This window comes from Candidatus Leptofilum sp. (genome assembly GCF_965223525.1).
Lineage (GTDB): Bacteria > Chloroflexota > Anaerolineae > Promineifilales > Promineifilaceae > Leptofilum.
The window spans coordinates 2,326,767-2,352,939 of sequence record NZ_CBDCWX010000005.1 but is presented as its reverse complement, the minus strand read 5'-3'; the positions used below and the strand labels follow the sequence as shown (position 1 = coordinate 2,352,939).

General features: G+C 50.8%; 20 protein-coding genes. 8 read left to right on the top strand and 12 right to left on the bottom strand.

Features of this window, described 5'->3' with window-relative positions; all coding sequences use genetic code 11:
• Positions 1-299 precede the first annotated feature (299 nt).
• Together ACOQPM_RS15755 and ACOQPM_RS15750 are read left to right on the top strand one after the other, a co-directional pair.
• Positions 300-1,100 carry an IclR family transcriptional regulator gene (locus ACOQPM_RS15755; RefSeq protein ID WP_420630225.1) on the top strand — a complete coding sequence of 267 codons (801 nt, stop codon included), beginning with the start codon at positions 300-302 and terminating at the stop codon, positions 1,098-1,100.
• 18 nt (positions 1,101-1,118) lie between these two features.
• Positions 1,119-1,742, top strand: coding sequence for a hypothetical protein (locus tag ACOQPM_RS15750; RefSeq protein WP_420630224.1), 624 nt, complete (start codon positions 1,119-1,121; stop codon positions 1,740-1,742).
• A 22-nt stretch (positions 1,743-1,764) separates the two neighbouring features.
• Here the strand turns inward: ACOQPM_RS15750 and ACOQPM_RS15745 are convergent, their stop codons facing one another.
• Complete coding sequence (locus tag ACOQPM_RS15745; RefSeq protein WP_420630223.1) at positions 1,765-2,853, bottom strand: hypothetical protein; 1,089 nt, start codon at positions 2,851-2,853, stop codon at positions 1,765-1,767.
• Between the two features lie 206 nt (positions 2,854-3,059).
• On the bottom strand, positions 3,060-4,766 hold the full coding sequence (locus tag ACOQPM_RS15740) for a hypothetical protein (protein ID WP_420630222.1): 1,707 nt from the start codon (positions 4,764-4,766) through the stop codon (positions 3,060-3,062).
• Positions 4,767-5,014: 248 nt separating this feature from the next.
• Here ACOQPM_RS15740 and ACOQPM_RS15735 point away from each other — a divergent pair, with 248 nt between their 5' ends.
• Positions 5,015-7,033: an ATP-binding protein gene (locus ACOQPM_RS15735; RefSeq protein ID WP_420630221.1), complete on the top strand. Its 2,019-nt coding sequence runs from the start codon at positions 5,015-5,017 to the stop codon at positions 7,031-7,033.
• A complete protein-coding gene (locus tag ACOQPM_RS15730) occupies positions 7,030-8,457 on the top strand; it encodes a response regulator (RefSeq protein ID WP_420630220.1) in 1,428 nt (475 codons plus the stop codon). The genes ACOQPM_RS15735 and ACOQPM_RS15730 overlap by 4 nt, the downstream gene beginning before the upstream one ends.
• Before the next feature lie 27 nt (positions 8,458-8,484).
• On the opposite strand, the gene ACOQPM_RS15725 is transcribed toward ACOQPM_RS15730, so the two are convergent.
• Positions 8,485-10,086 (bottom strand): alpha-amylase family glycosyl hydrolase, encoded by a 1,602-nt coding sequence (locus tag ACOQPM_RS15725; RefSeq protein ID WP_420630219.1) that lies wholly within the window; start codon positions 10,084-10,086, stop codon positions 8,485-8,487.
• Positions 10,087-10,221: 135 nt separating this feature from the next.
• Positions 10,222-11,457, bottom strand: a complete 1,236-nt coding sequence (locus ACOQPM_RS15720; RefSeq protein WP_420630218.1) for a thiolase family protein — start codon at positions 11,455-11,457, stop codon at positions 10,222-10,224.
• Between the two features lie 138 nt (positions 11,458-11,595).
• Here ACOQPM_RS15720 and ACOQPM_RS15715 point away from each other — a divergent pair, with 138 nt between their 5' ends.
• Together ACOQPM_RS15715 and ACOQPM_RS15710 are read left to right on the top strand one after the other, a co-directional pair.
• On the top strand, positions 11,596-12,135 hold the full coding sequence (locus ACOQPM_RS15715; RefSeq protein ID WP_420630217.1) for a thermonuclease family protein: 540 nt from the start codon (positions 11,596-11,598) through the stop codon (positions 12,133-12,135).
• Positions 12,136-12,302: 167 nt separating this feature from the next.
• The gene (locus tag ACOQPM_RS15710) at positions 12,303-13,508 is read left to right on the top strand and encodes a BtrH N-terminal domain-containing protein (protein ID WP_420630216.1); all 1,206 of its coding nucleotides are present in this window, start codon (positions 12,303-12,305) and stop codon (positions 13,506-13,508) included.
• An 8-nt stretch (positions 13,509-13,516) separates the two neighbouring features.
• Here ACOQPM_RS15710 and ACOQPM_RS15705 read toward each other — a convergent pair whose 3' ends face one another.
• Genes ACOQPM_RS15705 through ACOQPM_RS15685 form a run of 5 tightly spaced genes read right to left on the bottom strand, consistent with a single transcriptional unit; the run spans position 13,517 to position 18,685 of the window.
• Positions 13,517-14,971, bottom strand: a complete 1,455-nt coding sequence (locus ACOQPM_RS15705) for a sensor histidine kinase (protein ID WP_420630215.1) — start codon at positions 14,969-14,971, stop codon at positions 13,517-13,519.
• A 57-nt stretch (positions 14,972-15,028) separates the two neighbouring features.
• A complete protein-coding gene (locus tag ACOQPM_RS15700) occupies positions 15,029-15,481 on the bottom strand; it encodes a DinB family protein (RefSeq protein WP_420630214.1) in 453 nt (150 codons plus the stop codon).
• A 20-nt stretch (positions 15,482-15,501) separates the two neighbouring features.
• On the bottom strand, positions 15,502-16,518 hold the full coding sequence (locus tag ACOQPM_RS15695; RefSeq protein ID WP_420630213.1) for an SH3 domain-containing protein: 1,017 nt from the start codon (positions 16,516-16,518) through the stop codon (positions 15,502-15,504).
• Between the two features lie 55 nt (positions 16,519-16,573).
• The gene (ychF, locus tag ACOQPM_RS15690) at positions 16,574-17,662 is read right to left on the bottom strand and encodes a redox-regulated ATPase YchF (protein WP_420630212.1); all 1,089 of its coding nucleotides are present in this window, start codon (positions 17,660-17,662) and stop codon (positions 16,574-16,576) included.
• Between the two features lie 3 nt (positions 17,663-17,665).
• On the bottom strand, positions 17,666-18,685 hold the full coding sequence (locus ACOQPM_RS15685; protein WP_420630211.1) for a hypothetical protein: 1,020 nt from the start codon (positions 18,683-18,685) through the stop codon (positions 17,666-17,668).
• Positions 18,686-18,957: 272 nt separating this feature from the next.
• Between ACOQPM_RS15685 and ACOQPM_RS15680 the strand changes: the two genes are divergently transcribed.
• Together ACOQPM_RS15680 and ACOQPM_RS15675 are read left to right on the top strand one after the other, a co-directional pair.
• Positions 18,958-22,341, top strand: a complete 3,384-nt coding sequence (locus ACOQPM_RS15680) for a hypothetical protein (RefSeq protein ID WP_420630210.1) — start codon at positions 18,958-18,960, stop codon at positions 22,339-22,341.
• Positions 22,342-22,415: 74 nt separating this feature from the next.
• On the top strand, positions 22,416-23,315 hold the full coding sequence (locus ACOQPM_RS15675; RefSeq protein ID WP_420630209.1) for a R2-like ligand-binding oxidase: 900 nt from the start codon (positions 22,416-22,418) through the stop codon (positions 23,313-23,315).
• Between the two features lie 70 nt (positions 23,316-23,385).
• Here ACOQPM_RS15675 and ACOQPM_RS15670 read toward each other — a convergent pair whose 3' ends face one another.
• From ACOQPM_RS15670 to ACOQPM_RS15660, 3 genes are all read right to left on the bottom strand, one after another.
• Positions 23,386-24,495: a P1 family peptidase gene (locus tag ACOQPM_RS15670; RefSeq protein ID WP_420630208.1), complete on the bottom strand. Its 1,110-nt coding sequence runs from the start codon at positions 24,493-24,495 to the stop codon at positions 23,386-23,388.
• Between the two features lie 106 nt (positions 24,496-24,601).
• Positions 24,602-25,363, bottom strand: a complete 762-nt coding sequence (locus ACOQPM_RS15665; RefSeq protein WP_420630207.1) for an aspartate/glutamate racemase family protein — start codon at positions 25,361-25,363, stop codon at positions 24,602-24,604.
• Positions 25,364-26,128: a glycerophosphodiester phosphodiesterase gene (locus ACOQPM_RS15660; RefSeq protein WP_420630206.1), complete on the bottom strand. Its 765-nt coding sequence runs from the start codon at positions 26,126-26,128 to the stop codon at positions 25,364-25,366.
• Positions 26,129-26,173: the final 45 nt, after the last annotated feature.

The window sequence follows — 26,173 nt, the reverse complement described above, 5'->3', positions numbered from 1 at the left end:
GGCCGTTTTATTAGTAATAGATTTTGGAACTGTATCTAGGAAAATTATTATTCTCCTGCTTCCAATCCAAATCCAAACTCAAACAGCGGCTCACCTTCAACCTCAAGCGGCCATGTGTAGGGGAGCTTGCCCGTAAGTGGCGGAACCGCGTGCTGCTTTCCATACTATGGTATGCAACCGCGTCTATCTCACGCTAATTACCGCATTTCGGTAACTGGGATTGACGCAGCGTTCCATTCCGCATATACTGTGTTTGACCCGTATGTCAGAACACAGTTTCATAATATGCAACAAGAGCAATGAACAACGCAAACAACAAGCCATCCGCACCCATTCAGTCAATCCAGCGCGCCGCTGCTATTTTACGCAGCTTCACGGAAGCGGAGCCAGAGCTGGGCGTGTCTGAGTTGAGCCGCCGCCTGAATCTGCACAAAAGCACCGTCTCCCGCATGATCGCCACGCTGCAAGCAGAAGGGCTGATTGACCAAAACCCAGAGTCTGGCAAATACCGCTTGGGCATTGGGCTGGTTGGGTTAGCAGGCGTCGCATTAGGACGGCTGGATGCCCGCACGGTGGCTCAGCCCCATCTTTCTGATCTGGTGGCGGCCTCCCAAGAAACGGTCAACGTCACTGCGCTGGACGGCAATGAGTGTGTCAACATCGAGCGGATGGCCAGCCCGCAGCCCATTCAATATATTGGCTGGATTGGGCGGCGGTCGCCGCTGCACTGTACGGCCAGCGGCAAGCTCATTTTGGCACACATGACTCCAGAGGAGCGTACGGCCGTTCTGCCTCAACCTCTCCGCCAGTACACCGACAAAACTATCACCGACGGCTACCAACTCACCCGCCAACTTAACCAAATTTGCCAACAAAAGTACGCCATCGTGCATGAAGAGTATGAAATAGGCTTTAGTTCGATGGCCGGGCCGCTGTACAACCACCAGGGGAATTTATTAGCCACCGTTTCTATTTCTGGCCCCACTTATCGGCTGAATGATGCCGTTTTCCAAGAACAGTTGCCCATGCTGCTGGCCACCTGCCAAAAGATTTCGGCCGAGCTAGGCTTTTTACCTATGCCAACCCATACCATGAGATAAAAGGAGGAAACAACCATCATGGATAGCGTCGTTCATTTATCCCCCACCCACATTCTTGCCGAACGGCCGTTTACCCACCCCAAGCACATCCCCGGCGACCTGGAGACATTGCGCTATATGGCTCGCCAGCTTTGCCTGACGCTGCAAAATCCCCACATGCTGCCCGACATCCCCCAAACCATCCTTCACAACCGGCCTGGCCAAACAAGCTGGACGCACCGCCAGGTGTTGGCTCATCCTATCCACTTTCGGGAAGAAAAACTGTTTCACATTGTGGGCTTTTTTGGGCAAAGCCGCTCCCAAGCGGACATTGAGCTGGCGCAGGAGTTTGACCTAACGCTGATGACAGAAATTCCGCAGCACGAGGGATTGGCAAGCTACAGCACCATGTTGCTGAAAGATGGCAACTATGCCAATTTGGTTTTGTTTACGTCTGAAGAGGCACAAATGGGCTGGGGGCGCAGCGAAGCCCACGCCAGCGCGGTGTATGACCTATCTCCTGGTTATTATCACTCCATTCGGATTTACAACGGCCGTCTCCCCCATGGCATTCATCACAGCGATATGCTCACCCTGCACAAAGCCCGCTACTTTGATTATGACCAAACGCCCATGTGGCGTGGCGTACGAACGTTGGCCTAAAAATCAATATTCGCCTTTTCACCTAATTAGGCACACGCAGGGAAATTTGGATTTCGTCCTTGTCCAGGCGCGTGACGGTAACATGAATTTCATCACCCTGACTGAAGTTATCTTCATACCAGTGGTGTACCGACGGGCTTAAGACAATACGCGCCAGATCGTTGGGCAGCATCCGCCACACGGCGCTCTCTTTATCGTAAACACCGTCATAATAAATCGTGACGGGGCGCGTCTCTGTACGGGAATTGATGGCAAAGAAGGGCCAGTGAGCCGAAGTGAGATTGATAAAGCCACGTCGAAGATGAAGCGGTTTCACGAGGGCTACATGGGTAAAGCCATCTTCTGGTTTCATAATGGTTGCCAGAGAAGAAGAAGCGTCATCTTCTGATTTGCCACCCATCATGGGTTTTACCGTGCGTGCTTTTGGTTTAGACTTCCGTTTGCTGCTGGCACGCCGTCCAGTGAGGAAATGGATGAGCGGCAGCAGCGCATCAATTTGCTCACTCAGCACAGACGATATTTTTAGCCCCATTGCGGCAGCCTGCTCGGCCGGATAGCGACGGCTCAGGTAAAAAGGCGTCACCCACTTATCTTCGCTGTTTAAGTAGGCTGCCTTGCTCATTGCTTCGGCTGAAACCTCTGGCAGCAATGCCGTAATGCTGTCCTTGAAAAGGTCCTGATAATGGGCCTGTTCGCCGCTTTCGTCGTCCACCTGCACTTGCTGCAGCCGCAATGACCAATCTGCACCTAACTCTGTAATGAGCCGATGCGCCATGACTGGCTGCGCTTCGGCATTTTTTAGGGCTTTGGCCAACGCTTTAGTGTCGGTCATGGCCACCTGCATTTCCAGGCTTAATGGCCGGGCAAAAAAGACCAGGTGCAAATCTTCTTCTGGCGACTCGCTAGCGGAGATGTATACAGATTGATTGGTTCGGCTGAGACCGGCAAATGGCAAATCGCCTTTGGCCTGGCGAGACAGATTATTATGTAGCAAATGAACAAATTGCTCTAGCTGGTCTAAGGCAAAATTGATGGCTGTTTCTTCACCAGCCCAGCCAAAAGCGGTGAAGACGGGCATGGTCAGGCCCGTGAACGCTGTTTTTGATGACATTGGTAATTCCTCACTCGTCAGAAAATGGTGTGGCGGCAAACCGAACAACTACTGACATGGTTTTTCTATGGGGATGCGTGATAAAGAGGATAATTCCTGCTCCCACTTAGTTATAGCCTACGTTTGTTTCTTGTCAAATTTCTTTAGGCGCGACCGCAGTCGAGGGCGTCGCAGCGGCAAACTTGTCAAGGAAAGCGGAATCTCCTTTATTTGATGCGATGCCCTTTATAATCGTTGTTGAAGAGCCAGGCGACGACGGAGCCGATTTCGATGGTTTCTGGCAGGTAGGTTTTCATGGTAACGGAGGAGGTGCCGCGGGTGTGGAGCATGTGCTGGGTGCGGCGCATTCGCTCGAACCGCTCTTGCCATGTTTTGCAGTTAGACGGCCGTAAATCCACCCATCCCTTTTGCGCCCAGGCATTCATCGCTTGTGGCGTCAGTTCAACCTCATGATAAATGCTCTCAGGTATGTTGATGCGCGGCCCCCGAATGAGGTGACAGCCATCTGGTGTGAGGATAGGCACTCCGATAGAGGTAATTTGCGTCCGCAACAATTCATTCTCGGTAATAAAATGGTAAAGAGACTCCGATAGTTCGCTGGCAGGTGTGTCTAGCACGTTGCGGAGCGTTTGGTAGTTTAGCCGCAGCAGATGTGCCTCGTAAAGTAATTTAGATAGCTCTGGCGGGCCAAGCTGGCCCAGCGCCACGCTATGGCTCTTGGTCTCTTCCTCGATGCGGGCTAGCTTGTCTAACGCGGTTTGGCGCAGCACTCCGGCGCGGAAGCTGGGGTTGATGATGCTGCTGTCTACCCCAGCAATGACATCGTAGCCCGTGTTGCTGCCTTTGATTTCTAACAGTGCTTGCTGCGCGATTTCTTCGGGCGTTACAAACTCCATTTGGTTGATATGGGTGATGGCTTCAAATTCGCCGCGGGCAAAAAAGCCATTTTCGCCCGTATCTACCCCGGCCATATGAATTTTTCCTATGCGATCGTATTGGTTCTCGTCGCCACGTAGAGTGAGACGGCCGTTTAGCGGCTGGAGCGGCTGCATTTGACTCTCGTACCGAAACTGGGGCATTCCTCGCACCCGAACCGACTTGTAAGCCACCCGACGATACCCAATCATTGCGCCTGGCTTTAGCTCCTTTACCAGCGGGCCGTTGGGGGTGCGCGCCATCAAAAATAGTAGGCCGGTGTGGGCAAAGGCAACGGCCGTTTTGCTCATCAACTTGGCAGAGGGGCGGTCTTCGCTGTGGGTGTAGGGAATGTTTAGCCCCATCCCTCCCGTGCCGGTGGTGCCAATCTTCAGGTAGAGGCGCGTACCTGCTTCACGCATGGCCCGGTGAATCATCTGCACATGGCGGATGAGCTGCGGCACCGATTGGGAGATGAGCAAGGTGCTCACATTTTGTTCCAGCGCTTTGCCCAGTGCATCTAATCCTTCTAAATCCTGATGGTCTACAATTTGGCGAAGCTGCTGCAAAATATCGTACGTTTGCTTGCTAAGGCTTTCCACGTCCTGGTAGCTGATAGCTGTGGCGGTATTGATGCAATCGACAATGACGTCTGGCTGATGCTGCTGGATGAGCTGCACCAGGGCAGAACGGCCGTATGCTTCCTCTAATGCGCCAAACAGATCATCATACAGCATGTCGCGGCGATGTCTGCTTTGCAGCAAGCGTCGGCGGCGCTCCAAATTGAACTCATCCCGGACAAACACATCTCCCCACGCACCAACAAACTCAATGTGGGGGAACTCTTTGCGGACGTCATATAAAAATTCGCGCACTTCGCCACGAAACAGGCTGGCAACGACTATCTTTTTTGGCTCCATAGCCCGCGCCACGGTACGTACAATTTGCGACCCAACCAGGCCAGCGCCTCCCAAAACCAAAAAGCAGCGGTCAGACATAATGCCTCCAAGAATAAGTGAGGATGAGAGTTTGCTAACAAGTAAACCCCAAAATTCCCTTTCATAAAAGAGTTAATAGATGCTATCATACGGTTATCAATTAAGATAATTTTGTTCCTAGAAACGGTTTGGCAATATCATTAATTTACTCATACTTATCATGAGTTGGCAACCGTCATAAAAGGCAAATCTATCTTACAAATGTTGCTACTTCAATGCAATTTTCCTTGGAGAAATCTAAAACCAAGATGGTTAAGAAAAAAATGTCGGGAAATATTCGAGTGATAATTGTTGATGATCTCCCTGAAACAAGGGAAAATGTTAGAAAACTCCTTCAATTTGAATCTGACATTGAAGTAATTGGCCAAGCGGGTACGGGGGAAGAAGCCGTACAAATGGCTAAAGAACATCAGCCGGACATTATCTTAATGGATATTAATATGCCGGGTATTGATGGCATTGGGGCAAGCCAGCAGATCACAGAATCAGTTCCTACAGTCCAAATAATTATTATGTCGGTGCAAAGTGATCCTAACTATCTGCGTCGTGCGATGATGGCAGGGGCAAGGGACTTCCTTACGAAGCCTTTTGGTGGCGATGAAGTAGTAGCAGCTATTCGTCGGGTCCATGATAAGCGACCTTTTATAACAGCAAAATCAACCTCTAAAATTCCCAAACTATTTTACCGACCAAAAAAATCAACCACTGAAATACAATCTAAATTAACAAGACTTGAGGCTGAAACAACCTTTTTAAACATTCTCAAACTGACAGAGAAAATTGAACTTTTTTCTCATAGTTTAACTGAAGGACATTTAGTGGATCAGATGGCCCAAATTACTGCAGGAATGGCTCATGATTTACGAAGTCCAATAAATTTAATAATCACAATTCTTGACTCTATTGACGACCAAGAAATTTCATCAAGCCCAGAAAATATAAAAAAACACATTCTTCGTGTATGGAAACGAATATATTATTGCAAGTGGTTAATTGATAATTTTCTAGGAGTTAGCTTCAATGAACAACATTCTAGAAAAACAATTTCTATTCGAAAATCAATTGAATTTTCCCTCAATCTTATAAAACCACGGTTCATTTCTGCAGAAATAAAAATTAGTATTCCTTATTATCTTAAATTACAAACAGATAGTCGTGTATTTGATCTATTAATTCTCAACATAATAACAAATGCTTTCGAGGAAATGCCAGAGGGAGGTCAACTATTTATTTCCTCAGCAAAAAATGAAACAGATGTAAGTATAATAATTGAAGACAGCGGTTCAATGGGTCCTCCAGAATACTTTCGAATTGGATACAGCACAAAACCTGCTCATTGTGGCCTTGGACTCTATGTAGCAAAAAGATTGATCGAACAACAGTTAGGCGAGATTAATTTTTATAGAAGCTCCATTTTGAGAGGAACGAAAGTGGTATTGACATTTCCAAGAAATCGCTCTTTTCGCCAGGAATTTTTAGAACTTCAAGATTACATTATCCACACACATAATAAAACTTTGGACAATTATTTAACTTACCTTGAAGAAAAACTTAATAAATTTCGTAAATCTACTATATCCGAAAAAAACAAAGAATATATATCCAAGGAATTTAAGAGAATAACCTTAAATTTTGCTCGAAATTTATATAATGAATTAAGCTTTGTCGATTCTGCCGCTAAAGAAATCCTATCCCAGATCAACTCCCTAAAATTATCAAAGGCTTTTAAAAAAATTACTCACAACTGTTCATACTCTCAATTACTTGTCAGGAATATGATTGAGATTGGAGAATCAACTAATCCATCACTATCATCTGTGAACGTGGCAAGCATTATTGACGAGGTCCTAGAATTATTAGAACGGAAAATCCCTCCTCAACTTTTTCGGATCAATTGGGATGTTGATCTGACCATTGGTAACATTGAAGCTGATGAAATTCAGATGAAGCAAATTTTTATGAATTTAATAAAGAATGCTTTAGATGCAATGCCAAACGGAGGTGTTTTAACAATTCGGCTCTCCCAAATTAAAACCTTCATATTAGTCGAAATTAAAGATACTGGGGTTGGCATATCAAATGAAAATTTATCAAAACTTTTTAAATTAGGTTTTACAACAAAGCCCAATGGTTATGGGATCGGCCTTTACAGTATAAGTACAATTGTAAAAAAACATCGAGGCAGGATTTCTGCTTCAAGTCAATTAGGTAAAGGGGCAACTTTTACCGTCCTGTTGCCAATAAACCAAACAGGTGTCCTGACATGAAAAAAAATTCTAAAGTCCTACTGGTTGAAGATGATGGAGATTGGCTTGAGCTCTATCAGGTTTACCTTGAAGATGAACCTTATAATCTATACGCTGCACGAACTCTCCATCAGGCAATAGAAATGCTCACAAATAATATTTTTGATGTTGTAGTTACTGATCTAAAAATGCTTGGATTTGGAGATGACTATGGGGGGTTTAATATTTTACAAAAAACAAAAGAGCTAAATCCAGGGACTCAGGTAATTGTAATTACTGCTTATGGCTCTCGTGAAAACGCGTTTAGAGCTATGCAACAAGGGGCATTTGACTACGTAGAAAAACCACCTATTCCAGATAAATTTATAATTAGTATTAGCCGAGCAATACAGGCTACCGAAAAATTGGTGACGATAAAAAACCTCACAAATGATAGAGAAATCAAGCATACCAAAAAAGATGTTTCAACAAAAAATTTGCAGAGTGGACAAGAAAGTATTATTGGAAATACGTTAAGAATGCAAAATGTTTTTGAGCAAATGGCCAAGGCTGTGAGATCAAATTTTCCTGTTCTAATATGGGGTGAACAGGGGACAGGGAAGCGGTTATTAGCAAAAGCTATTCATTCGAATAACCCCAAAAATTCCCGATTCCTAGTAATTCCTTGCACAAAATTGTTTGATTTTCGAGATGTAATCAAAAATAATATTATTAAATACAAATCAAAAAATCAGACAGGGACATTTTTTTTACACAATATTAATTTCCTAGATGATTCAGGTCAGAAAATCCTGATTGAACTTTTGCCATTATTCAAAAATTCAGGTTTAAGAGTTATTGCTTCCTTCACAAGTGAAGAAGACAACTTGGCCATTGCCTTAGAAAAGAGAAATATTAGACATCCAATCGTTCTATATTTTGCAAATCTGACGATTAATGTCCCACCACTTAGATATCGAAAAGAGGATATTCCAGCTTTAGCAGGGCATTTCTTGAATATTTTATCTCAAGACCATAATTTCACCTCACAGATTCAACTTGCCCCTGAAGTAATTAATTATCTTACTATCTATGATTATAGAAATAACAATGTTCAAGAACTGAGAGAAATATTGCAAAATACCATTCTTCTAATTGGAGAAGAAAAAGTAATATTTCCTGAACACCTTCCATCATCGCTTTCAAAACAAAATGATGATATGAAGAACCCCAATCCTGAAACCACTCAATTCGAATTGCGAAAAATACTTGATTTATATTTTAACGAATCTGAGCAAAGAGATATTTGCCTTGAATTGAATATCGATTATGAAAGCCTTGAAGGTGTAGGTAAAGGAAATAAAGCAAGAGAGATAGTAGCATATTGTACTAGGCGAAATAGATTAAAAGAATTAGCAATAGTTTTAAAGAACGCAAGGCCTCACATCTCTGTCGATTTCAACTAATGAAATGAATTGTTGCAATTTAGAAACTCAAAAAATAGCTCCTATCAAAACCCCCTCGTTTGGTTGCAATAACAACTCTTCTTTCTTTCCAATTTCGATTGATAAGCCTGACTGAAGAGTAGATATTAGAACAGATATTTCTCCCCTACCTTTTGGCAAATTCCACATTCTGGATTCACCCGTCATATTCAACGCAACCCAATAAACTTGCTCATCGTGACGACGTTCATATGCCAATACGCCATCGGGGGCGGGCAAGCTGCGGTAGCTGCCCCGGTTGAGTGCGGTCGTTTCGCGGCGTAGCTGAATCAATTTTTGGGTAAACACCAACATCGCGTTGGGATCATCTAGCTGGCTCGCCACGTTGACCACAGTGGAATCTGGATTGAGTGGCAGCCAGGGAGTGGCATCTGGCGGGCAAAAACCAGCATTCGGGGCAGATGTCCACGGCATTGGCGTGCGTTCTGGATCACGCCCCAGTCCCAGCCCCGGTACACGCTTTTCCCACGGGTCTTGCACCTGACCTGGCGCAATTTCGCCATCGAGCATTCCCAATTCGTCGCCGTAATACATGGTGGGCGTACCGCGCAGCGTCAGCAGAAGCATCATGGCTACCCGCGCCTGGGCTGCCCCCACCCGGCTGGCAATGCGATGCTGATCGTGGTTGCCCAGCACCCAGTTGGGCCAGGCGCCATCGGGCAGTGCAGCTTCATAGGTTTCGATCAGGTGGCGAACGGCCGTTGCCTCCCACGGCGTAAAGATGAGGTTGAAGTTGAAGGGTAAGTGGAGGCCATCTTGGGAACGGCCGTAATGCTTCACAAGTTCATGCGGCGGCAAATTGATCTCCCCAATCAGCACCCGATCGTCGTATTCATCACACACTTGGCGCAGCCAGCGATTAAAATGCTCAATATCTGGCGTGTTGCGCGTATATTTTTCAATGACCTGCTTGGACGGATCCATCCCTTCCCGCCAGTTGGGATTAGGTGGATTGTCTCGGAACTGTGCATCTTTCATTGAGCGATAGCTCACATCAATGCGGAAGCCATCGATCCCCTTATCAAACCAAAAGCGCAGCACGTCCAGCATCGCCGCCCGCAGTTCTGGATTGCGCCAATTCACATCTGGCTGCTCCGCCAAAAAGGAGTGTAAATAATATTGGCTCGTTTGTTCATCGAACGTCCAAGCCGAGCCACCAAAGCGGCTCTGCCAATTGTTGGGTATCCCGCCATCCGGAGCTGGGTTGCGCCAGATGTACCAATCTCGCTTGGAATTGTGACGCGAACTGCGCGATTCCAAAAACCAGGGATGTTCATTGGAGGTATGGTTAGGGACAAAATCAAGAATGAGCCTGAGGTTGTGATCGTGCGCTGCAACGATGAGACGATCCATGTCAGCCATCGTGCCAAACAGAGGGTGGATGTCTGTGTAATCGCTTACGTCGTAGCCAAAATCTGCCATCGGCGAGGGGTAAATGGGTGAAATCCAAACCGCATCCACGCCTAAACCACGCAAATAGCCCAGCCGCTGCTCGATTCCTGGCAAATCGCCCACGCCATCCCCGTTGCTATCTTGAAAACTGCGGGGGTAAATTTGGTATATAATGCCAGTTTGCCACCACCTGCTCATAAAACCTCCGTTTGTCGCCAGTTGCTGAAGACAAAATCATTATATATATCTTTTGCCACGGCTACGGTGAGTATACAAAAAAAGAGCATCTTCAGATTGCGGAAGATGCTCTTTGGGATGTCGTTATTCGTTATTTTATTCTAGCTCAATCGCCATTGCCACAGCTTCACCGCCACCCAGGCAGAGTGAAGCAACGCCGCGCTTAAGATTGCGCTGCTGCAAGGCATGGATGAGCGTGACCAAAATGCGCGCACCGCTGGCCCCGATGGGATGCCCCAAAGCAATCGCGCCGCCGTTGACGTTTACCTTCTCCCAATCCCAGGCGTACCCTTTTTGCACCAGTTCTACACCATTGGCCAGCACCTGGGCGGCAAACGCTTCGTTTAGCTCAAACAGGTCCACATCTGCCATGTCCCAGCCGATTTTGTTCAGCAAACGAGGAATGGCGCGGGCAGGGGCGGCAAAGAGCCATTTTGGCTCAACGGCAAAGTGTGTGTAGCCAACGATTCGGGCCAACGGGATTGTGCCTTGTTGTTCGGCTGTGGCGCGGCTGGTCACAACAACGGCCGCACCGCCATCATTCAGGCCAGGGGCGTTACCCGCCGTCACCTGGCCATCTTTCTCGAAGGCGGGGCGCAGCTTGGCTAACCCCTCAACGCTGGTTTGCATCTCGTAGCTGCCGTTGCTAAAACTGGCGCGGATCGGTTCGTCTTTGTCTACCAGTGCGCTCCCTTTGCGGCTTTTTATTTCGATGGGGACGATCTCGGTTTGGAAAAGGCCGTTTGCCGTGGCCTCCGCCGCTTTTTCGTGGCTGTGGTAAGCGTATTCATCCATTTCTTCGCGGGTCACTTCGTATTGCTTGGCAATAAATTCGGCCGCGTTGCCCATGGCCCAATCTTCAAAGGCACACCACAGACCGTCGCGCAGCAAGGCATCTTGCAGCTCGCCGTGGCCAAAACGCAAGCCCTGACGGGCGCGCGGCACCAGGTAGGGTGCGTTGGACATGCTCTCCATACCACCTGCCACAAACACATCCGCTTCGCCAGCCGCAATGCCGTTGGCAGCCATCATCACGGATTTCAGGCCAGAGCCACATGCTTTATTGACGGCCACTGCCCCAACATTGTTGGGCAATCCGCCGCCCAGCGCAGCGTGCCGTGCTGCAGCCTGGCCTGCGCCGGCTGGCACCACCTGCCCCATGATCACTTCGTACACAGTGGTGGGATCAATGCCAGAGCGGGAAACGGCCGCTTCCACCGCCACTGCCCCCAAATCTGAAGCCGATTGGCTTACCAGCCCGCCAGAAAATCTACCGGTGGGCGTCCGTGCTGCACCAACAATGACAACATCTTGTTCGCTTTTTTCTGTCATAATAACGCTCCTCAGTGGATGGGAATTAACTTTTCGTTGAATGACAATATTGTACACGAAAGGAGTTGCAATTGGGGAACGGCGGCTGGCATTTGCCTATGCCATCGAATCTTCAATCTCTTGTATAATCGTGGCAACATGAAAAAAGAACGAAACTTCAACAATTCCCACCTGTGCTGGCTGATTTTGCTGGCATTGCTTTTAGCCGCTTGCGACCTGCTTCCAGCGCCCGCCGCCAGCGGCGATGTTTTGGCTCCTGATGCACCCCAGCTAACCAACGCACTAAGCGAAACGGCCGTTGTCACGGAAGTTATTGACGGGGATACAATCAATGTGCTGCTAGACGGCCGTACCTACCGCGTCCGCTACATCGGCATAGACACCCCAGAGCGGGATGAAGCTTGTTTTGGCGATGCCACCGCTGCCAATGCCGCTTACGTGGAGGGGCAAACCGTCCGCCTGGTGACAGATGTGAGCAACACCGACCGATTTGATCGGCTGCTGCGCTACGTGTACGTGGGTGAGGTGCTGGTCAATGCAGAATTGGTCGCTGGCGGCTGGGCAGAATCCAAACGATACCAGCCTGATGACGCGCTGTTCAATTACCTGGAGGAATTAGAGGACAGTGCAGCCAACCAGCAGCTTGGCTGCCACCCCGCTGGCGTTTTCTCGCCTTAAAGTCCGTTTTCGGTAATCAGTTGGCGTGATAACTGATTACGGGTCACTGATTACCGATTTCTGCATAGTATGTCTCTTTTTTGCCGATGGGTGGGCAAACGGCCGTATACTACCTCCCAGATTCAACCGCACCAAAAACAACTCGCAAAAAAAATCTGGAGGAAACTATGCCAATTTTAGAGAATTACAATCAATTTAACGGCCGTCATTGGGAAACCGGCACCGTAGCAAACTTTTTAGCCTACACGGGAGCCAAAGCGCCGCACACGGGACGGCCGTACAGCGAAGCATTGCTCATGGGCGTCAGCGGTGGTGCGGTGATGGGCTACTTCTCTTTTGCCTACGAAGGATATGATCCCTACTGCCGCCTGCTCACCCGCAACACCTTCGACCCGCTAGATACCATGCTAGCCCGCCTCGGCGTGGTGCAGCACCGACGCCACACCAGCAGCCCCAAAAAAGCCGTTGCCAACCTGATTGACACGCTAGAAAGTGGCGAACCCGCCATTGTCTGGGCCGACTTTTTCAGCCTGCCCTACAACGCCATGCCTTACGACGAAGGCATGTGGGGCATGTATCCCATCCTGGTGTATGGCTACGATGAAACGGCCGATACCGTCCACATCGCTGACCGCGCCCCTATCCCCCTCACCATCAGCACCGAGGCGCTGCACACGGCTCGCGCCCGCGTAAAAAAGGATAAGTTTCGCATTCTCACCCTGGAACCCCCGGTGCCAGATAAGCTGCCCAGCGCTGTGCAGGCAGGCATTTGGGATTGCATCAAACTATACACCGAAAAACCGCCCAAAGGCTCCAAAAATAATTTTGGCCTGGCCGCCTACCCTCATTGGATCAAGCTGCTGACCCGCCCCAAAACCCGCCTTAGCTGGGCAAAGGAGTTCCCCGCCGGGCGCAAAATGCTGGCTGGGCTGATGGGCGTGTTTGACAGCATTAACTGTTTTGGCAATGTGGGCTATGCGGAGCGGGACGTTTTTGCCGCATTTTTGGAGGAAGCAAGCCAGATTTTAGGCAAGCCAGCCCTTAACGAGGTGGCCGCACAGTTCCGGCAAAGCGGTGCGGCGTGGGACGCGTTTGGCACGGCCGTTTTGCCAGACGAGGTGCCAATGCTGGGACGCATGCGCCACATCTTGTTGCAACAACGGGATTTGATGCACAGCCAGGGAAGTACGGCCGTTGAGCAAATCGCCCAGCTTAAGGAAGAAGAAAAAGCGCTGTTGAAGCAGTCAGAAACAGCGTTCCCGCTGAACGAGCAAGAAGTGATAGCGTTTCGAGAAAATATGGCCACCCATTTAGAAAAGATACATGCGATTGAGGAAACGGCCGTTGCCAACCTGAAGACAGCAATGGTGTAACAAACCAGCTATTCCTCCATGCTTTCTACCTGAGGCAGCAGGGGCAGCCGTACTTCAAAGGTTGTCTCCTGCCCCTCGCTGAACAAGTGCACACTACCCTGCAACAGTTTGCAAATTGCCTGCACAATAAAGAGGCCTAAACCCAAACCTTCCCGATGCTCTACGTTGCTGGCTCTGTAAAAAAGCTCAAAAATACGCGCTTGCTCATGTCGGGGAACCCCGATCCCCTCATCCTTAACCTCAATAAACAGGTGCGAATTATCTAGCCAAAAATGCACGGCAACTGCTTCTTCTGAGTATTTCAGCCCATTGGAGATGAGATTCGCCAAAATTTGTTGTAGCAAGTTGATGTCTGTCTGGATGGGTGTTTCTATGCCGTGAGCAAAGTGGCAATGAACACGATCGGGATCAGAAACCTCGCCTAGCAATTGCTGGGTCAATGCCCGACACAAATTGCTAAAGGTGAAGGTTTGGTAAGACGGCCGTATGCTGGCCCGTTGCGCCTTATCAACCAGCGTGACATCTTTCAACAAATCATTCAGGTAAAAAACGGAATCTCGAATGCGCGTGTGGGCGGCCTGGCGGCGCTCAACTGGCAAGCGATCATAAAATTTTTGCAGCAGTTCCGCCGAGCTGCTAATGACAGAAAGCGGCGTGCGAAACTCATGTGACACGACGGTAATGATCCGGGATTGCAACTCACCCAGTTCCGTTTCAGATTCCAATGCCAGGGCTAGCTTTTCGGCCATGTGCTGTTCACGGGTCAGCGACTCTTCCAGGGCACTGGTGCGCGCAGCGACGGCTTCTTCCAGCAGTTCATTTTGTCGGCGGTAAGCGGCCGTTTCTGCCTGGGCCTGCTCCACCACCCGCACCTGCTCAATTGCCTCACTAAAGTTGCGTCGCCACAAATAAACCAACAGCGGAAACGCAGAAAACATCACCATGAGCGCCAAATAGCGCGCAGGCGGCTCGTACATTATGCTCGTGGAGATAACAGTCGTCATCTCCAGCCAAACCAGCACCCCGCCTAAAATCCAGTTCAACACGGTGATTATGACACTGGCCCGTACACCACTGACAAAGCCTGCTATTAATGGAATTAGCGCAATGGCCCCGATGAAAGGGATTCCGGCCAATCCTTCATTGCCCCACAAGGTGATGATGGCAAGAATTAACCAAAGCGTAGCAACAAGAAAAAAACCAGCTTCCCGCACCCGCCCTCGGTGCAATAAGCCAAATTTAGCAAAGATTAGACTGAGCAAAACGGCCGTAACGGCAAATAAAAATTGGCTCAAGCTACCTTCTTCTGAAAGCCACGGCAGCACCGCCCAAATAGGACCCGTCAAAAACACGCCTGTTATGGCAATTAAATTGATTAAATACGCCTGGCGTGTTTTCTCCTCTTCTCCAGGGAAGATGGGGGCATTAAGCTGACTTTTTAGGCGGGTGACAACATCCATCATTTTGTTATGTCAAATTAAACCGATGTGCATTCTACTCTTGTGAGGCAACTAGTGCTCTTATTTAATCCTTTTGGATTCACGACTGGTATGGAAATCTAAATATCGCAGCCAAGCACCCAAACTTATTTCGCCAAATTGATTGTGCTTTACCGTCATAAATTGGTCTGCTTGTTTGTTATCAAGCTCTTCGGCCAGCGCAACCGTTTTCCGTCTGACAATGCGAAATTCCGTTTTTAACTGCTCCCAACTGCGATTCTGGGAGGGGCGATAGCCGTCATACTCTTCTTCTTTGAATGGCTCGCCTAACCCGACTCGCAACCGACTTTGCCCCCATTGCTCAATGCCAATGATGTGAGACAACATCTGGCGATTACTTTGCGAATCGGGGATTTTATCCAGTTTTTGGCCGATTGCCTCACCGCTAGCAGTCAATTTTTCACCCCAGGCAGACATGGTCAACTTCTTAGCGGGTCGCTCCAGAAAAAGAGAGGTAATTATTTTCGTCAGCACAGCAATGTCTCCCAAATAAATTATGGTTCCCACTGATAATGAAGCAACGCACTTACATAATAGCTGCCTTGCCACAACTCCACACCAATTGCCCAACTGCCCCAATTCAAGCCGTCAAATTCGGCTGTACCGGGGCGATAGTAAGAATAATGGTTGAGTGGTGCGTACGTATCTGGCAGCACCACAAAACCGGGCGTGGGCCCATGCAAAATGCTGTTGCAGGCGGTTTCTGTCGCCCCCAGAAAATCGTTTTGCAAGCGAGGCAACAACACCTGTTCTGGCGTTCCCAAAATCGGTTCGCCGCTGCCTGCGGCGTTGCCCCAATTGTAGCTGGTGGGGTCGCCAAGCAGGTTCTGATTATCTAGGCGGGTTTCGGCTTCGTACCAAAGCAGGCGCACACGCAGGCCACGCTCTGGGTGAATGAGTTGAGCCAAAAGCGCATCATCCTGGTTGGCAACGGCCGTTTCCAACTGATTGAGCAATTGCAAAACGGCCGTATTCTCACAAAAGGTCGCATCAGACAGGTTGCCAGTCAAAAAGCGACTGTTGACCCAACCAGTCAGGTTGCCCCGCTGTACCGGCACCCAGGTAGAGCCAGAAACCAGTTGTCCGCTGCCCGTAATCTGCACGTCGGTGGCGGTGGGCGGGATGCTGCCCACAATGCCAAAGGCCACGCCGGGGCCAGAGCGCACGTTGAGCACGTCGTTTGGCTCCACGTAGATAACAGAAAAATTACCTGCGCTGCCGCTGCTCGTGGTGGCAGTTGCGGTGGGCGTTAGCGGGGTTGGTGTTGGTTCTGGCGTGTTGGTGGGAGAGACGGCCGTTGCTGCCTCGGTTGGCAGTTGTTCAGGCTCGATGGCAGGGGGTGTGTTGGTAGGTACGGCTGTTGGTTCTTCTGGCACAGCGTCGGTGGCAGGCAAAGAGGTAGGAACATTCAGGGTGGGAACGGCCGTTGGCAACGTCTCTGAGCCACAAGCAGCCACCAGCAAAATAGTGATCAATCCAATAACCCATTTCATCTTCCGCGCAAAATCCATACCAGTTCTCCATAGGTGACAGTCGCTTTGGAAGTGACTGTCACCTAACTTGGAACTAAATGTTGAACTTAATGTTAATCACATCGCCATCTTGCACGATGTAGGTTTTGCCTTCTTGGCGCAGCTTGCCTGCGCTGCGCGCCTGGGGCAGCCCGCCCAGCACCACCAACTCATCGTAGGCTACCGTCTCGGCGCGGATAAACCCTTTGGCTAAATCTGTGTGAATGGTAGCAGCGGCGTCAACGGCCGTTGCCTCCCGCTTGATCGTCCAGGCGCGCACTTCATCTTCGCCCACGGTAAAAAAGGATTGCAGCCCCATCAAATCATAGCTCAAGCCAATCACTCGATCCAGGCTTAGTTCCGTCACGCCGTACTCTTCCATAAACATTTCCAGCGATTCGGTGTCCCCAGCGGCGCTGAGTTGAGAAAGCTCCATTTCCAGCTTGCCGCGCAGATTGGCAACCACTGTATGCGGAAAATCATACGCCAGATCGAGTTCCTCCTGATCGTCACCGATGTTTATGATGACAATCACGGGTTTGAGAGTAAGCAGGCCATAGCCGCGCAGCATTTTTTCTTGTTCGTCGCTGAGGTCGAGGGTGCGTAACGGCCGTTCCTCACTCAAGGTCTCATTCAACTGCTGAAACAGGGTTAGCTCCGCCTGGGCCGCTGCCTTGTTTTTGGTTGCGCCCTTGCGTAAGCCATCCTCAATCTTCTCGATGCGTCGCTCCACAATGCCCAAATCGTTTAGCAAAAACTCAGTGTCCACAATTTCCAGATCGCGGGCGGCGTCCACGCTGCCGTCGGCATGCGGCACCAAATCAGATTCAAAAGCGCGCACCACATGCACAAAGCCATCCAGCCCGGCTAAATGATTAAGCAGTTCGGCGCTCATCCCCCCGCCTTCGTTGGCACCTTTCTTAATGCCCGCCACGTCGGTGTAAGTGATTTTAGCAAAGGTGGTTTTCTTGGGATTGAACATCTCTGTCAAGACATCCACCCGCTCATCGTATACGCTGACAACGGCCGTTAACACATCAAAACGGCCGCCCATGCTTTGTCCCGTGGGTGCATCTCCCTTGGTAAGGGCGTTAAAAATGGTGGTTTTGCCACTGCTGGGCAACCCGATAACTCCTAATTTCATACGTTAATTCTCGACGCGTTGTAAAGACCAATCATCAATGAAAAAGCCGTTGCTGTCCAACGCATATCGGCCACGCAGCCCCACACCAATCCGTACCGTCTGGGCAGTATCAATCGTAAAGGTATGCTCAAACACGCCCCAGGTGCCGTAACCTGCACCAAACGTCAGCCAGCCAGTGCCGCCGCTGGGCGAAATAAAGCGCACCTCACCCGCAAACGGATCGTTGGAAAACTGTTTGCCACCTTCATAGCTGGACACCAAATCCGGGAAGACGTACACGGTGAAAACGTAGGTGCCCGGCTCCAGAGCTATATCTTGCAGCAGGCGCAAGCTAATCGGGCCATTCCCCTTAAACGCTTTAATCGTGTATTCACCATGCCGAATGAACAGACTGCGCTCATGCTCTGGCAATTGGTAGTAGGGCAGCACGCGCGTCTCCGGCGGGAACCAGATGTCCCACGCTTCCCCGCCAAAACCCGTCGGGCCAGAATCAAATTCCATAATCCAGCCGTTGGGCAGTTGGAACTCCGGTGCACCATTCAGGTTGTACCAGCCATCTTCAAATGAGCCGTTAACCAGTAAGTTGCCCCCTAACACTGGTTCCGGCGGAACGGTGGGCGGCGGGGGTGGTTGGGTATTCACGGGGGCTGCGGTGGGCGGTACGGCCGTTGGTTCTAGCGTATCGGTGGGCACAAGTGTATTCGTGGGAATGGGCAAGCTCGTGGGCTTGGGTGTGCTGGTGGGCGGTGGCGTCGCCGTCGCATCCACCGTTGGCGTGGCTGGCACCTGCGTGGGCACGGGGGTCAAAGTGGGCAGCAGCGTTGCCTCAACAACTGCCTCCGCTTCTACTTCATTTTCCGCTTGAGCAGTGACCGTGAGGGAAACGGCCGCATCCACCGTCGCCTGCACATCAACCTCTGCGGCTTCGTCCGCCTCCGGTTCTGTTTGGCATCCAACCAAAGCAAAAACCAAAGCAAACAGCAGCAGCCAGAATATACTTAAAACATTTCGTTTCAAATTCACAGAATTCCTCCAGTTCATCCTCGCTACACCCCATAAAGAATAATGGGTAACAGCCCTGCTGGACTCAGTTACCCATCTGTGTAACAATTTTCTTCTATAAAATGAACCGTGCGAATTGTATGCAGGTGAGTTTGAATTAGCAAATGGCTCTACAACCAAATCTTTACCCGATAACCAAAATACGCTAAAATCTTTGCCAGATTGACCAACAATCACCCAATTCAACAACATCAATAAATCCTGCATCCAGTCTTATCATTTAGGTAGTGTCCATGCCCGATTTGCCATCGAATCAGCTTCCTGCTTCGCTTAGCCAATTGCATCGTTTGCTGGTGAACTCGTTCGATCTAGATGAGTTTCGCACCCTCTGCTTAAATCTCAATATTCGGTACGACGATTTGGCAGGGGAAACCTTATCTGCCAAGGTGCGTGAACTGCTCCTGAAGCTAAAGCGCAGCAAACAGATCGAGCAACTAATTACTCTAGCAGAGGAAAAACGCCCCCGAATAGATTGGCGCAGTGGGCCGCCTGCAGATGTTGAATGTCCTTACAAAGGCTTGCACGCTTTTCAGGTAGAAGACGCCAAGAACTTTTTCGGCCGTGAAGAATTTACGGCCAAATTGAAGGCAGCTGTCTATGACCAACCACTAGTCGCTGTTATTGGGCCATCTGGCAGCGGTAAATCTTCTGTGGTTTTTGCGGGGCTGATTCCTGAACTTGAAGATGAGAAGAATTGGCTGATTGCTGATTTTCGCCCTGGTGTTGACCCTTTCATAGCACTGGCGCAAGCTCTACTACCCCTCCTTGAACCTAACGTCAGTACGATTGACAAGCCGCCAAAAGCAAGGCGGCTGGCCACCCACCTGCAAAGCGGCGATGCAACCCTAACCGACTACCTGCAAATGATTCAGCAGGAACAGCCCACCGCCAAGCTGTTGCTCTACTGTGACCAGTTTGAGGAACTGTATACGCAGGTAGCTGATGTTGAACAGCGTCGCCGCTTTTTGGATGTAGTTCTGGCGGGCTTTGACCAACCAGATAAAGCCTACGATGCTACGCTGGTTTTGACCTTGCGCGCTGATTTTTTGGGGCAGGTTTTGGCTTATCCCAAGATGGTGGCCACCTTGCAAGACCGAGATATCAAAATTGGCCTGATGTCGCCGGATGAGTTGGAAACAGCGATTGTGCAGCCCGCTGCCAATGCAGGCGTTGGCTTTGCCGACGGCCTCGTAACGCGCATTTTGGAGGATGTGGGCGACCATGCGGGCAATCTGCCCCTGCTGGAATTTGCCTTGACCCTGCTGTGGGAACGGCAAAGCGACGGGCAGATGAGCCACGCCGCCTACGAAGAGATTGGCGGCGTTTCTGGGGCATTAGCCCGCCACGCCGATGAAACTCTGGCAAGGCTGACCCAGGATGACCCCGCACTGGAGGAGGCGATTCAGCGGGTGATGGTGCAGTTGGTACACCCCGGCGCAGGGGCGGAAGATACCCGCCGCATTGCCCGCCGCACCGACTTGGACGAAGCAGGCTGGGCGTTAGTTCCCCAACTGGCCGATGCCCGCCTGCTAATTACCAACCTTGAAGACCAAGCAATTGACCCAAGCAGCCAAACTGCTGAAACGGTGGAGCTGATTCACGAAGCGTTGATCCAGCATTGGGGGCGATTGCAGGAGTGGATGGAGCGCGACCGAGAACTCCGCATGTGGCAAGAGCGGCTACGTGCCGACTTGAAGCTGTGGCAGGAAAATGGGCAAAATGATGGATTTTTGTTACGAAGTGCCCCGCTTTCGGTTGCCGAAGAGTGGCTGGGTAAGCGGCCAGATGATTTAAGCAGCGGAGAAATTGCGTTCATTGAAGCCAGTTTACAAAAGCGACAGGAGCGGGAAGCAACAGAAGAAGCCCACCGCCAGCATGAGCTAGACCAGGCCAATCGGCTAGCCGAAGAACAGAAAAAAGGACGCGCCCGCCTGCGCCAAATAGTAGGGGTACTTGTCGCGGGTTTGTTAGCCACTTTAGTCTTGACCATCTTGCTAGTAAACAGTAACCAATTAGCAAAGGACAATGAAGCAACGGCTATTTTTAATGAACAAGTTGCGGAAACATCTGCCGCTGAAGCAATTGATGCTCAAGGCACGAGTGATGCGAACGCTTCCCTAGCCCAAACTAGAGAATCTGACGCCCAAGTGGCAGCAACGGCAGAAGCAAGTTCCCGATTAGATGCTGAAATAGCCCAAAATTTAGCAAACGCGCGCTATTTGGTTAGTGAAGGGCAAAGATTGTTTGAAGACAATCCGCAATTAGGATTGTCCCTCGTTTTAGAGGGTTTAATGTTAGCCCAAACACATAATCAGGAATCTGATGTCCTTGCAGATACTCAGAAGCAGATGTTCCATTTGGGTCGCACCAAATTGATTGGGTCACAGATTGAAGATATTGCCCTTAGCCCCAATGAGATCTGGCTGCTGGTTGATTATTCTAATGCACCAGGTGAACTACGGGACGCCAGCGATGGCTCGCTCATAGCTACTCTCTCTGGTCAGTTAGGGGATTCGGAGTTTAGTCCCAACGAGACCAGACTTTTGGTTCGTTATTCTAATGCACCAGGTGAACTACGGGACGCCAGCGACGGCTCGCTCATAGCTACTCTCTCTGGTCAGTTAGGGGATTCGGAGTTTAGTCCCAATGAGACCAGACTCTTGGTTCGTTATTCTAATGCACCAGGTGAACTACGGGACGCCAGCGACGGCTCGCTCATAGCTACTCTCTCTGGTCAGTTAGGGCGTTCGGAGTTTAGTCCCAATGAGACCAGGCTGCTGATTGATTATCATGATGCAGCGGGTGAATTACGGGACGCCAGCGATCGCTCACTCCTTGCCATCCTCTCTGGTGATGTGGATAGGTGGGAGTTTAGCCCCAATGAGACCATGCTTTTGGTTCTTTATTCTAATGCACCAGATGAACTGCGGGACACTAGCGACGGCTCACTCCCTGCCACCCTCTCTGGTAAGGTGGCTCAATGGGAGTTTAGCCCCAATGGAAAATGGCTGCTGGTTGATTATCAAGATGCAGCAGATGAGCTACGGGATGCCAGCGATGGCTCGCTCCTTGCCACTCTCCCTAGTGCGGTAACGAGAGCGGAGTTTAGCCCCAATGGAAAATGGCTGCGGGTTGATTATTATGATGTCGCGCACAGTGTTGCGAGTGAATTACGGGACGCTAACAACGGCTCGCTCCTTGCTACTCTCCCTGGTGCGGTAGCGTGGTCGGAGTTTAGCTCCAATGAGACCTTGCTGTTTGCTCATTATTCAGATGGTAATAGCGAGCTATTGCGAGCAGCGAACGGGCAGTTGCTAGCTCCATTAGGTGCGAATGCGACTAAAATTACTTTTTTTTCAACCTTGCCAACGGCAATTGTGCATTATCAGGATGGGCGGGCTTATTGGCTAGACCTGGCATGGTTAGAAGCAATGCACGAAGCTGGTGTCCTTAATCTTGAAATGGAACTGGATGCCGCAGGCATTCAAACCCTCATTGACCTGGCCTGCCAATACCCCCTAGACAACGGTGCCGTCCTGGAACAACCTGAACTACGCGATGCCCTGCAACCCTATCTAGAAAATGTCAGCCTCACTGAACCCCAAGCCTGCAAATAAAAATCTACTTGATGCGTTTGCGTCAAACAACTCAGATAAATGATAAAAATTGTGTAAAAGGAGCCTATCAAGCGATGACCCACCAACAATTTCTAACCACCACCCACGGCTTGCAGCGGCACACGCCGCCGATGCGCCTGTATGAAAAGGCCAAACGGTTGGGCATTTGGAACCCTAGCGACATCAATTTGGCGCAGGACAAGGCCGATTGGCAGCAGCTTGCCCCCGATGAGCAGGATTTGCTGCTACGCCTCACGGCAATGTTCCAGGCGGGCGAAGAAGCGGTAACGCTGGATTTGCTACCTCTCATTTTGGCGATTGCCCAGGAAGGGCGGCTAGAAGAGGAGATGTTCCTCACCACTTTCTTGTTTGAAGAAGCCAAGCACACCGACTTTTTCAATCGCTTTTTGGTTGAAGTAGTGCAGGCAGATTCTGATTTGAGCCATTACCATACCGAAAATTACCACACCCTCTTTTACCAGGCGTTGCCCCAGGCGTTACGTGCTTTGCAAGCAGATGCCTCGCCTGCTGCCCAAGTGCGCGCCTCTGTTACCTACAACATGATTGTGGAAGGCGTGCTGGCCGAAACGGGCTACCACGCTTACTTCACCGTGATGCAACAAAACAACATCCTGCCCGGTGTACGCGAAGGCATCCGCCTCTTGCAGCAGGATGAATCCCGCCACATCGCCTACGGCATCTTCCTGCTCTCCCGCCTTGTCGCCGCCGATGATAGCTTGTGGGCTGTGCTGGAGGAGACGATGAACGACCTGCTGCCCCCAGCACTTGGCGTCGTCGGGGATGCCTTTGCCGCCTACGACGTAATGCCTTTTGGTCTGGAAGAGTCCGTTTTCACCGATTACGCTCTGAATCAATTCCAAAAGCGCGTCGAGCGATTGGAAAAAGCGCGTGGGGCTTCGCTGGATGAAATCTACCGCGTCACCCAACGCGCCATTGACCAAAACGACAGTTAAATACCCACCTAGTAGCCGCGGATTCTTTCCGCGTATCCGGGGCACGGAAAGAATCCGCGGCTACTAGCTTTTATTTTCGGCCGTATGCTCGCATTATTTTGACTACATCTTCCACAGGCAGAGCGTGGCGCGTGTTGCCATCCCGCCCCACCACCGTGTGCGCCATGAGCAGGCTGTTGTAAATTGACTCTTCCACCGCCTCGATAACCGCCAGCGAGAACAGGCTCATGATCGGTTGCTCGTAAACGGCCGTTCTCCCTACCACCATCTTCTCCGGCCTGTCCGGCATCCGGTTGGCCGTGCTAAACGCTATCACAAAATCCCCACTGCCGCCGTGGCAAGTGCTGCCCGTCCGCGCCAGGCCAAACGCGGCGCGCTGGCACAATCGCCCTAGCTGCCGCACGTCCAGCGGCGCATCCGTCGCCAGAATGATCATAATCGAGCCATCCTCCACGCGCTGGCTGGGCGGCGGCTGCAGATGCAAACCAACGGGCACGCCCGCAATCGTGAGTTCCTCTGGGCGGCCGAAATTGCTCTGTACCAATGCGCCAATTGTGAAATGATGACCCCGCTCCGGCAGCACCCGGCTGGCTGTGCCAATGCCCCCCTTCCAACCGTAGCAGCTTGTTCCGGTTCCCGCGCCAACCACACCCTCGGCCACTGAACCCATCGTCGCAGCGGCCAACGCCGCCCGCACCTCCACCAGACCAATTGGCCGCGCCTGCATGTCGCTCAAAAAACCATCACTCGTCTCGCCCACCACTGGATTGACGCTCGCGTATCCTTGCCGTCCGGTGGCAGCAAAGCCCAGCCCAATGTGTGGATTTTGCTCAATGGCAATGGTCATCAGCGCGTCGGCAACGCGGGGTACGTTCAGCGTACTCGTCAGGGCAATTGGGGTTTCGATGTTGCCTAGCTCGCGCACCTGCTCAAAGCCCGCCACCTTGCCAAAACCGTTGATGGTGTGAACGGCCGTCACCACCTTCTCCTCATACAAATTGCCCTGATGCGGCAAAATCACCGTCACTCCCGTGCGAAATGGCCCGCTGCCCGTCCAGGCACCTTCCCCCTCAATCAGCGTAAAATGCCCCACCGCCACGCCCACCACATCGGTGATGCTGTTGAGGGAGCCAGGGGGGAGTTGGCTTTCGTAAATTCCTAATTCGCGTATTCTGGGCATAGTTTTCTCCTTTTTGAAAAGCGGAACACAGAGTTACGCAGAGAAAGTACAGAGATACACAGAAAAAAGAAAAATCTGCGTAATCTGTGAAATCTGCGGATAAAAATCAGAGAGGTTTCAACTTAGCAGGATTGGCTTCGCGGATGAGGGCGCGGGCTAAAATGAGCGTGGGGTCTATGAGGGGCAATCCGGCAATGGTGGGCTTGTTGAAGGCCAGCGGCAGTTCGGTACAGCCGAGAATAATTGCTTCGGCTCCGGCAGCTTTGAGGGTAGCAACGCCTTCTCGTAGATTTTCCTGTGCTTGCTTCGTGGCGACGCCACATGCTTTGATGCCATAAACTGGATCGTAGATAGCTGGGTGAATTTTTTCGGTTTGCAGGGGGAGTGGGGGGAGAACGGCCGTAAATCCCAGCGGCTCCAACACATCCACATACACCCCCGCCCGGTACGTGCCGGTGGTGGACAGCACGCCAACCTGGGTAACTTGTGGCAGCGTTGTTTGCAAAAAACGGCCGACTTCCTCAATCATGTGCAGCAACTTTACATCACAGTTGGCGGCTGCCAGTTCTGCACGCATCTTGTTAAAGATGCGCGGCGCGTGGGCGGTATTGCAAGGAATCCCCACCACGCCTGCGCCTGCTTTTGCCAATTGCTGCACCTGCACCGCTAACGCTCCCGCCGGATTTTCGTCCACTTCTCCCAGCAAATATTCTGTGCGATCCACGATTTCGCTGGGCTGTGACCAGTTAAGGACGGTGAGATGATCTTGATCCTGCTGGGCAACAGTTTGCGCCGCAATTTTGCCCAGCAAATCGATCCCGGCAAAGGGGCCAACCCCACCCACTACGCCAATCCATTTTTCTATCATTTACAACCGTCCTAGCAAGCGCAACGCTCGGTCGGGAAAGTCAGAAATCAACCCGTCCACACCCATATCAAGCAGACGCTGCATATCGGCCGTTTCGTTAACCGTCCAGACGTGAACCGCCATTTTGTTGCGGTGCGCGGCACGCACAGAACGAGGCGTCACCAATTGCCAACCGCTGTCCGGGTCTATTTCTGGAATTTGCAGCGCGTGGCCCTGCCCCCAATACAGCCAATCTAGCCGCAGCTTGCTAAGAGCAAACCAACGCACCGTCTCGGCGTGAGAGGCAGTACGAGTCACCTCTGGGCAAGCGCGGCGAAAATCACTAACCGTTTGATTGCTAAATGACCCCACACACAGACGGTGCGCTACATCGTGCCGGCGAATGAGATCGGCAAAATCCTGCACCAGGCTGGGCGTCTCCTGCTTCATGTCAATATTGATCCACAGGTCGGGAAAGTTCTCAAAAACCTCCGCTAGTGTGGGAATAGTGACCCCTTGTCCGCGAAAGGGATAGGTCTGCCCACCGTCGAGAGTGAAGCGGTAGCCCGCGTCCAATCCTTGCAGTTCGGCGAGGGTATGGTCTTGGACACGGCCGTTTCCATTCGTCGTTCGTTCCAGAGTGGCATCATGAAAAACCACCAGCACGGAATCGGCCGTTTGGTGAATATCAATCTCCAGCCCATCAATTGGTAGCTCCGCCGCTTTTTGGAAGGCCAGCATCGTGTTTTCCGGGTACAGCCCCGGCCAGCCGCGATGCGCCAGCACGATCGGGCCGCCTTGGGAGGCGAAGGGTTTATTGGGAAAACGCAT

Coding starts and splice junctions, on each gene's coding strand:
- ACOQPM_RS15755 (WP_420630225.1), top strand. CDS start 300: ATGAACAACGCAAACAACAAGCCATCCGCACCCATTCAGTCAATCCAG.
- ACOQPM_RS15750 (WP_420630224.1), top strand. CDS start 1,119: ATGGATAGCGTCGTTCATTTATCCCCCACCCACATTCTTGCCGAACGG.
- ACOQPM_RS15745 (WP_420630223.1), bottom strand. CDS start 2,853: ATGTCATCAAAAACAGCGTTCACGGGCCTGACCATGCCCGTCTTCACC.
- ACOQPM_RS15740 (WP_420630222.1), bottom strand. CDS start 4,766: ATGTCTGACCGCTGCTTTTTGGTTTTGGGAGGCGCTGGCCTGGTTGGG.
- ACOQPM_RS15735 (WP_420630221.1), top strand. CDS start 5,015: ATGGTTAAGAAAAAAATGTCGGGAAATATTCGAGTGATAATTGTTGAT.
- ACOQPM_RS15730 (WP_420630220.1), top strand. CDS start 7,030: ATGAAAAAAAATTCTAAAGTCCTACTGGTTGAAGATGATGGAGATTGG.
- ACOQPM_RS15725 (WP_420630219.1), bottom strand. CDS start 10,086: ATGAGCAGGTGGTGGCAAACTGGCATTATATACCAAATTTACCCCCGC.
- ACOQPM_RS15720 (WP_420630218.1), bottom strand. CDS start 11,457: ATGACAGAAAAAAGCGAACAAGATGTTGTCATTGTTGGTGCAGCACGG.
- ACOQPM_RS15715 (WP_420630217.1), top strand. CDS start 11,596: ATGAAAAAAGAACGAAACTTCAACAATTCCCACCTGTGCTGGCTGATT.
- ACOQPM_RS15710 (WP_420630216.1), top strand. CDS start 12,303: ATGCCAATTTTAGAGAATTACAATCAATTTAACGGCCGTCATTGGGAA.
- ACOQPM_RS15705 (WP_420630215.1), bottom strand. CDS start 14,971: ATGATGGATGTTGTCACCCGCCTAAAAAGTCAGCTTAATGCCCCCATC.
- ACOQPM_RS15695 (WP_420630213.1), bottom strand. CDS start 16,518: ATGGATTTTGCGCGGAAGATGAAATGGGTTATTGGATTGATCACTATT.
- ychF (WP_420630212.1), bottom strand. CDS start 17,662: ATGAAATTAGGAGTTATCGGGTTGCCCAGCAGTGGCAAAACCACCATT.
- ACOQPM_RS15680 (WP_420630210.1), top strand. CDS start 18,958: ATGCCCGATTTGCCATCGAATCAGCTTCCTGCTTCGCTTAGCCAATTG.
- ACOQPM_RS15675 (WP_420630209.1), top strand. CDS start 22,416: ATGACCCACCAACAATTTCTAACCACCACCCACGGCTTGCAGCGGCAC.
- ACOQPM_RS15670 (WP_420630208.1), bottom strand. CDS start 24,495: ATGCCCAGAATACGCGAATTAGGAATTTACGAAAGCCAACTCCCCCCT.
- ACOQPM_RS15665 (WP_420630207.1), bottom strand. CDS start 25,363: ATGATAGAAAAATGGATTGGCGTAGTGGGTGGGGTTGGCCCCTTTGCC.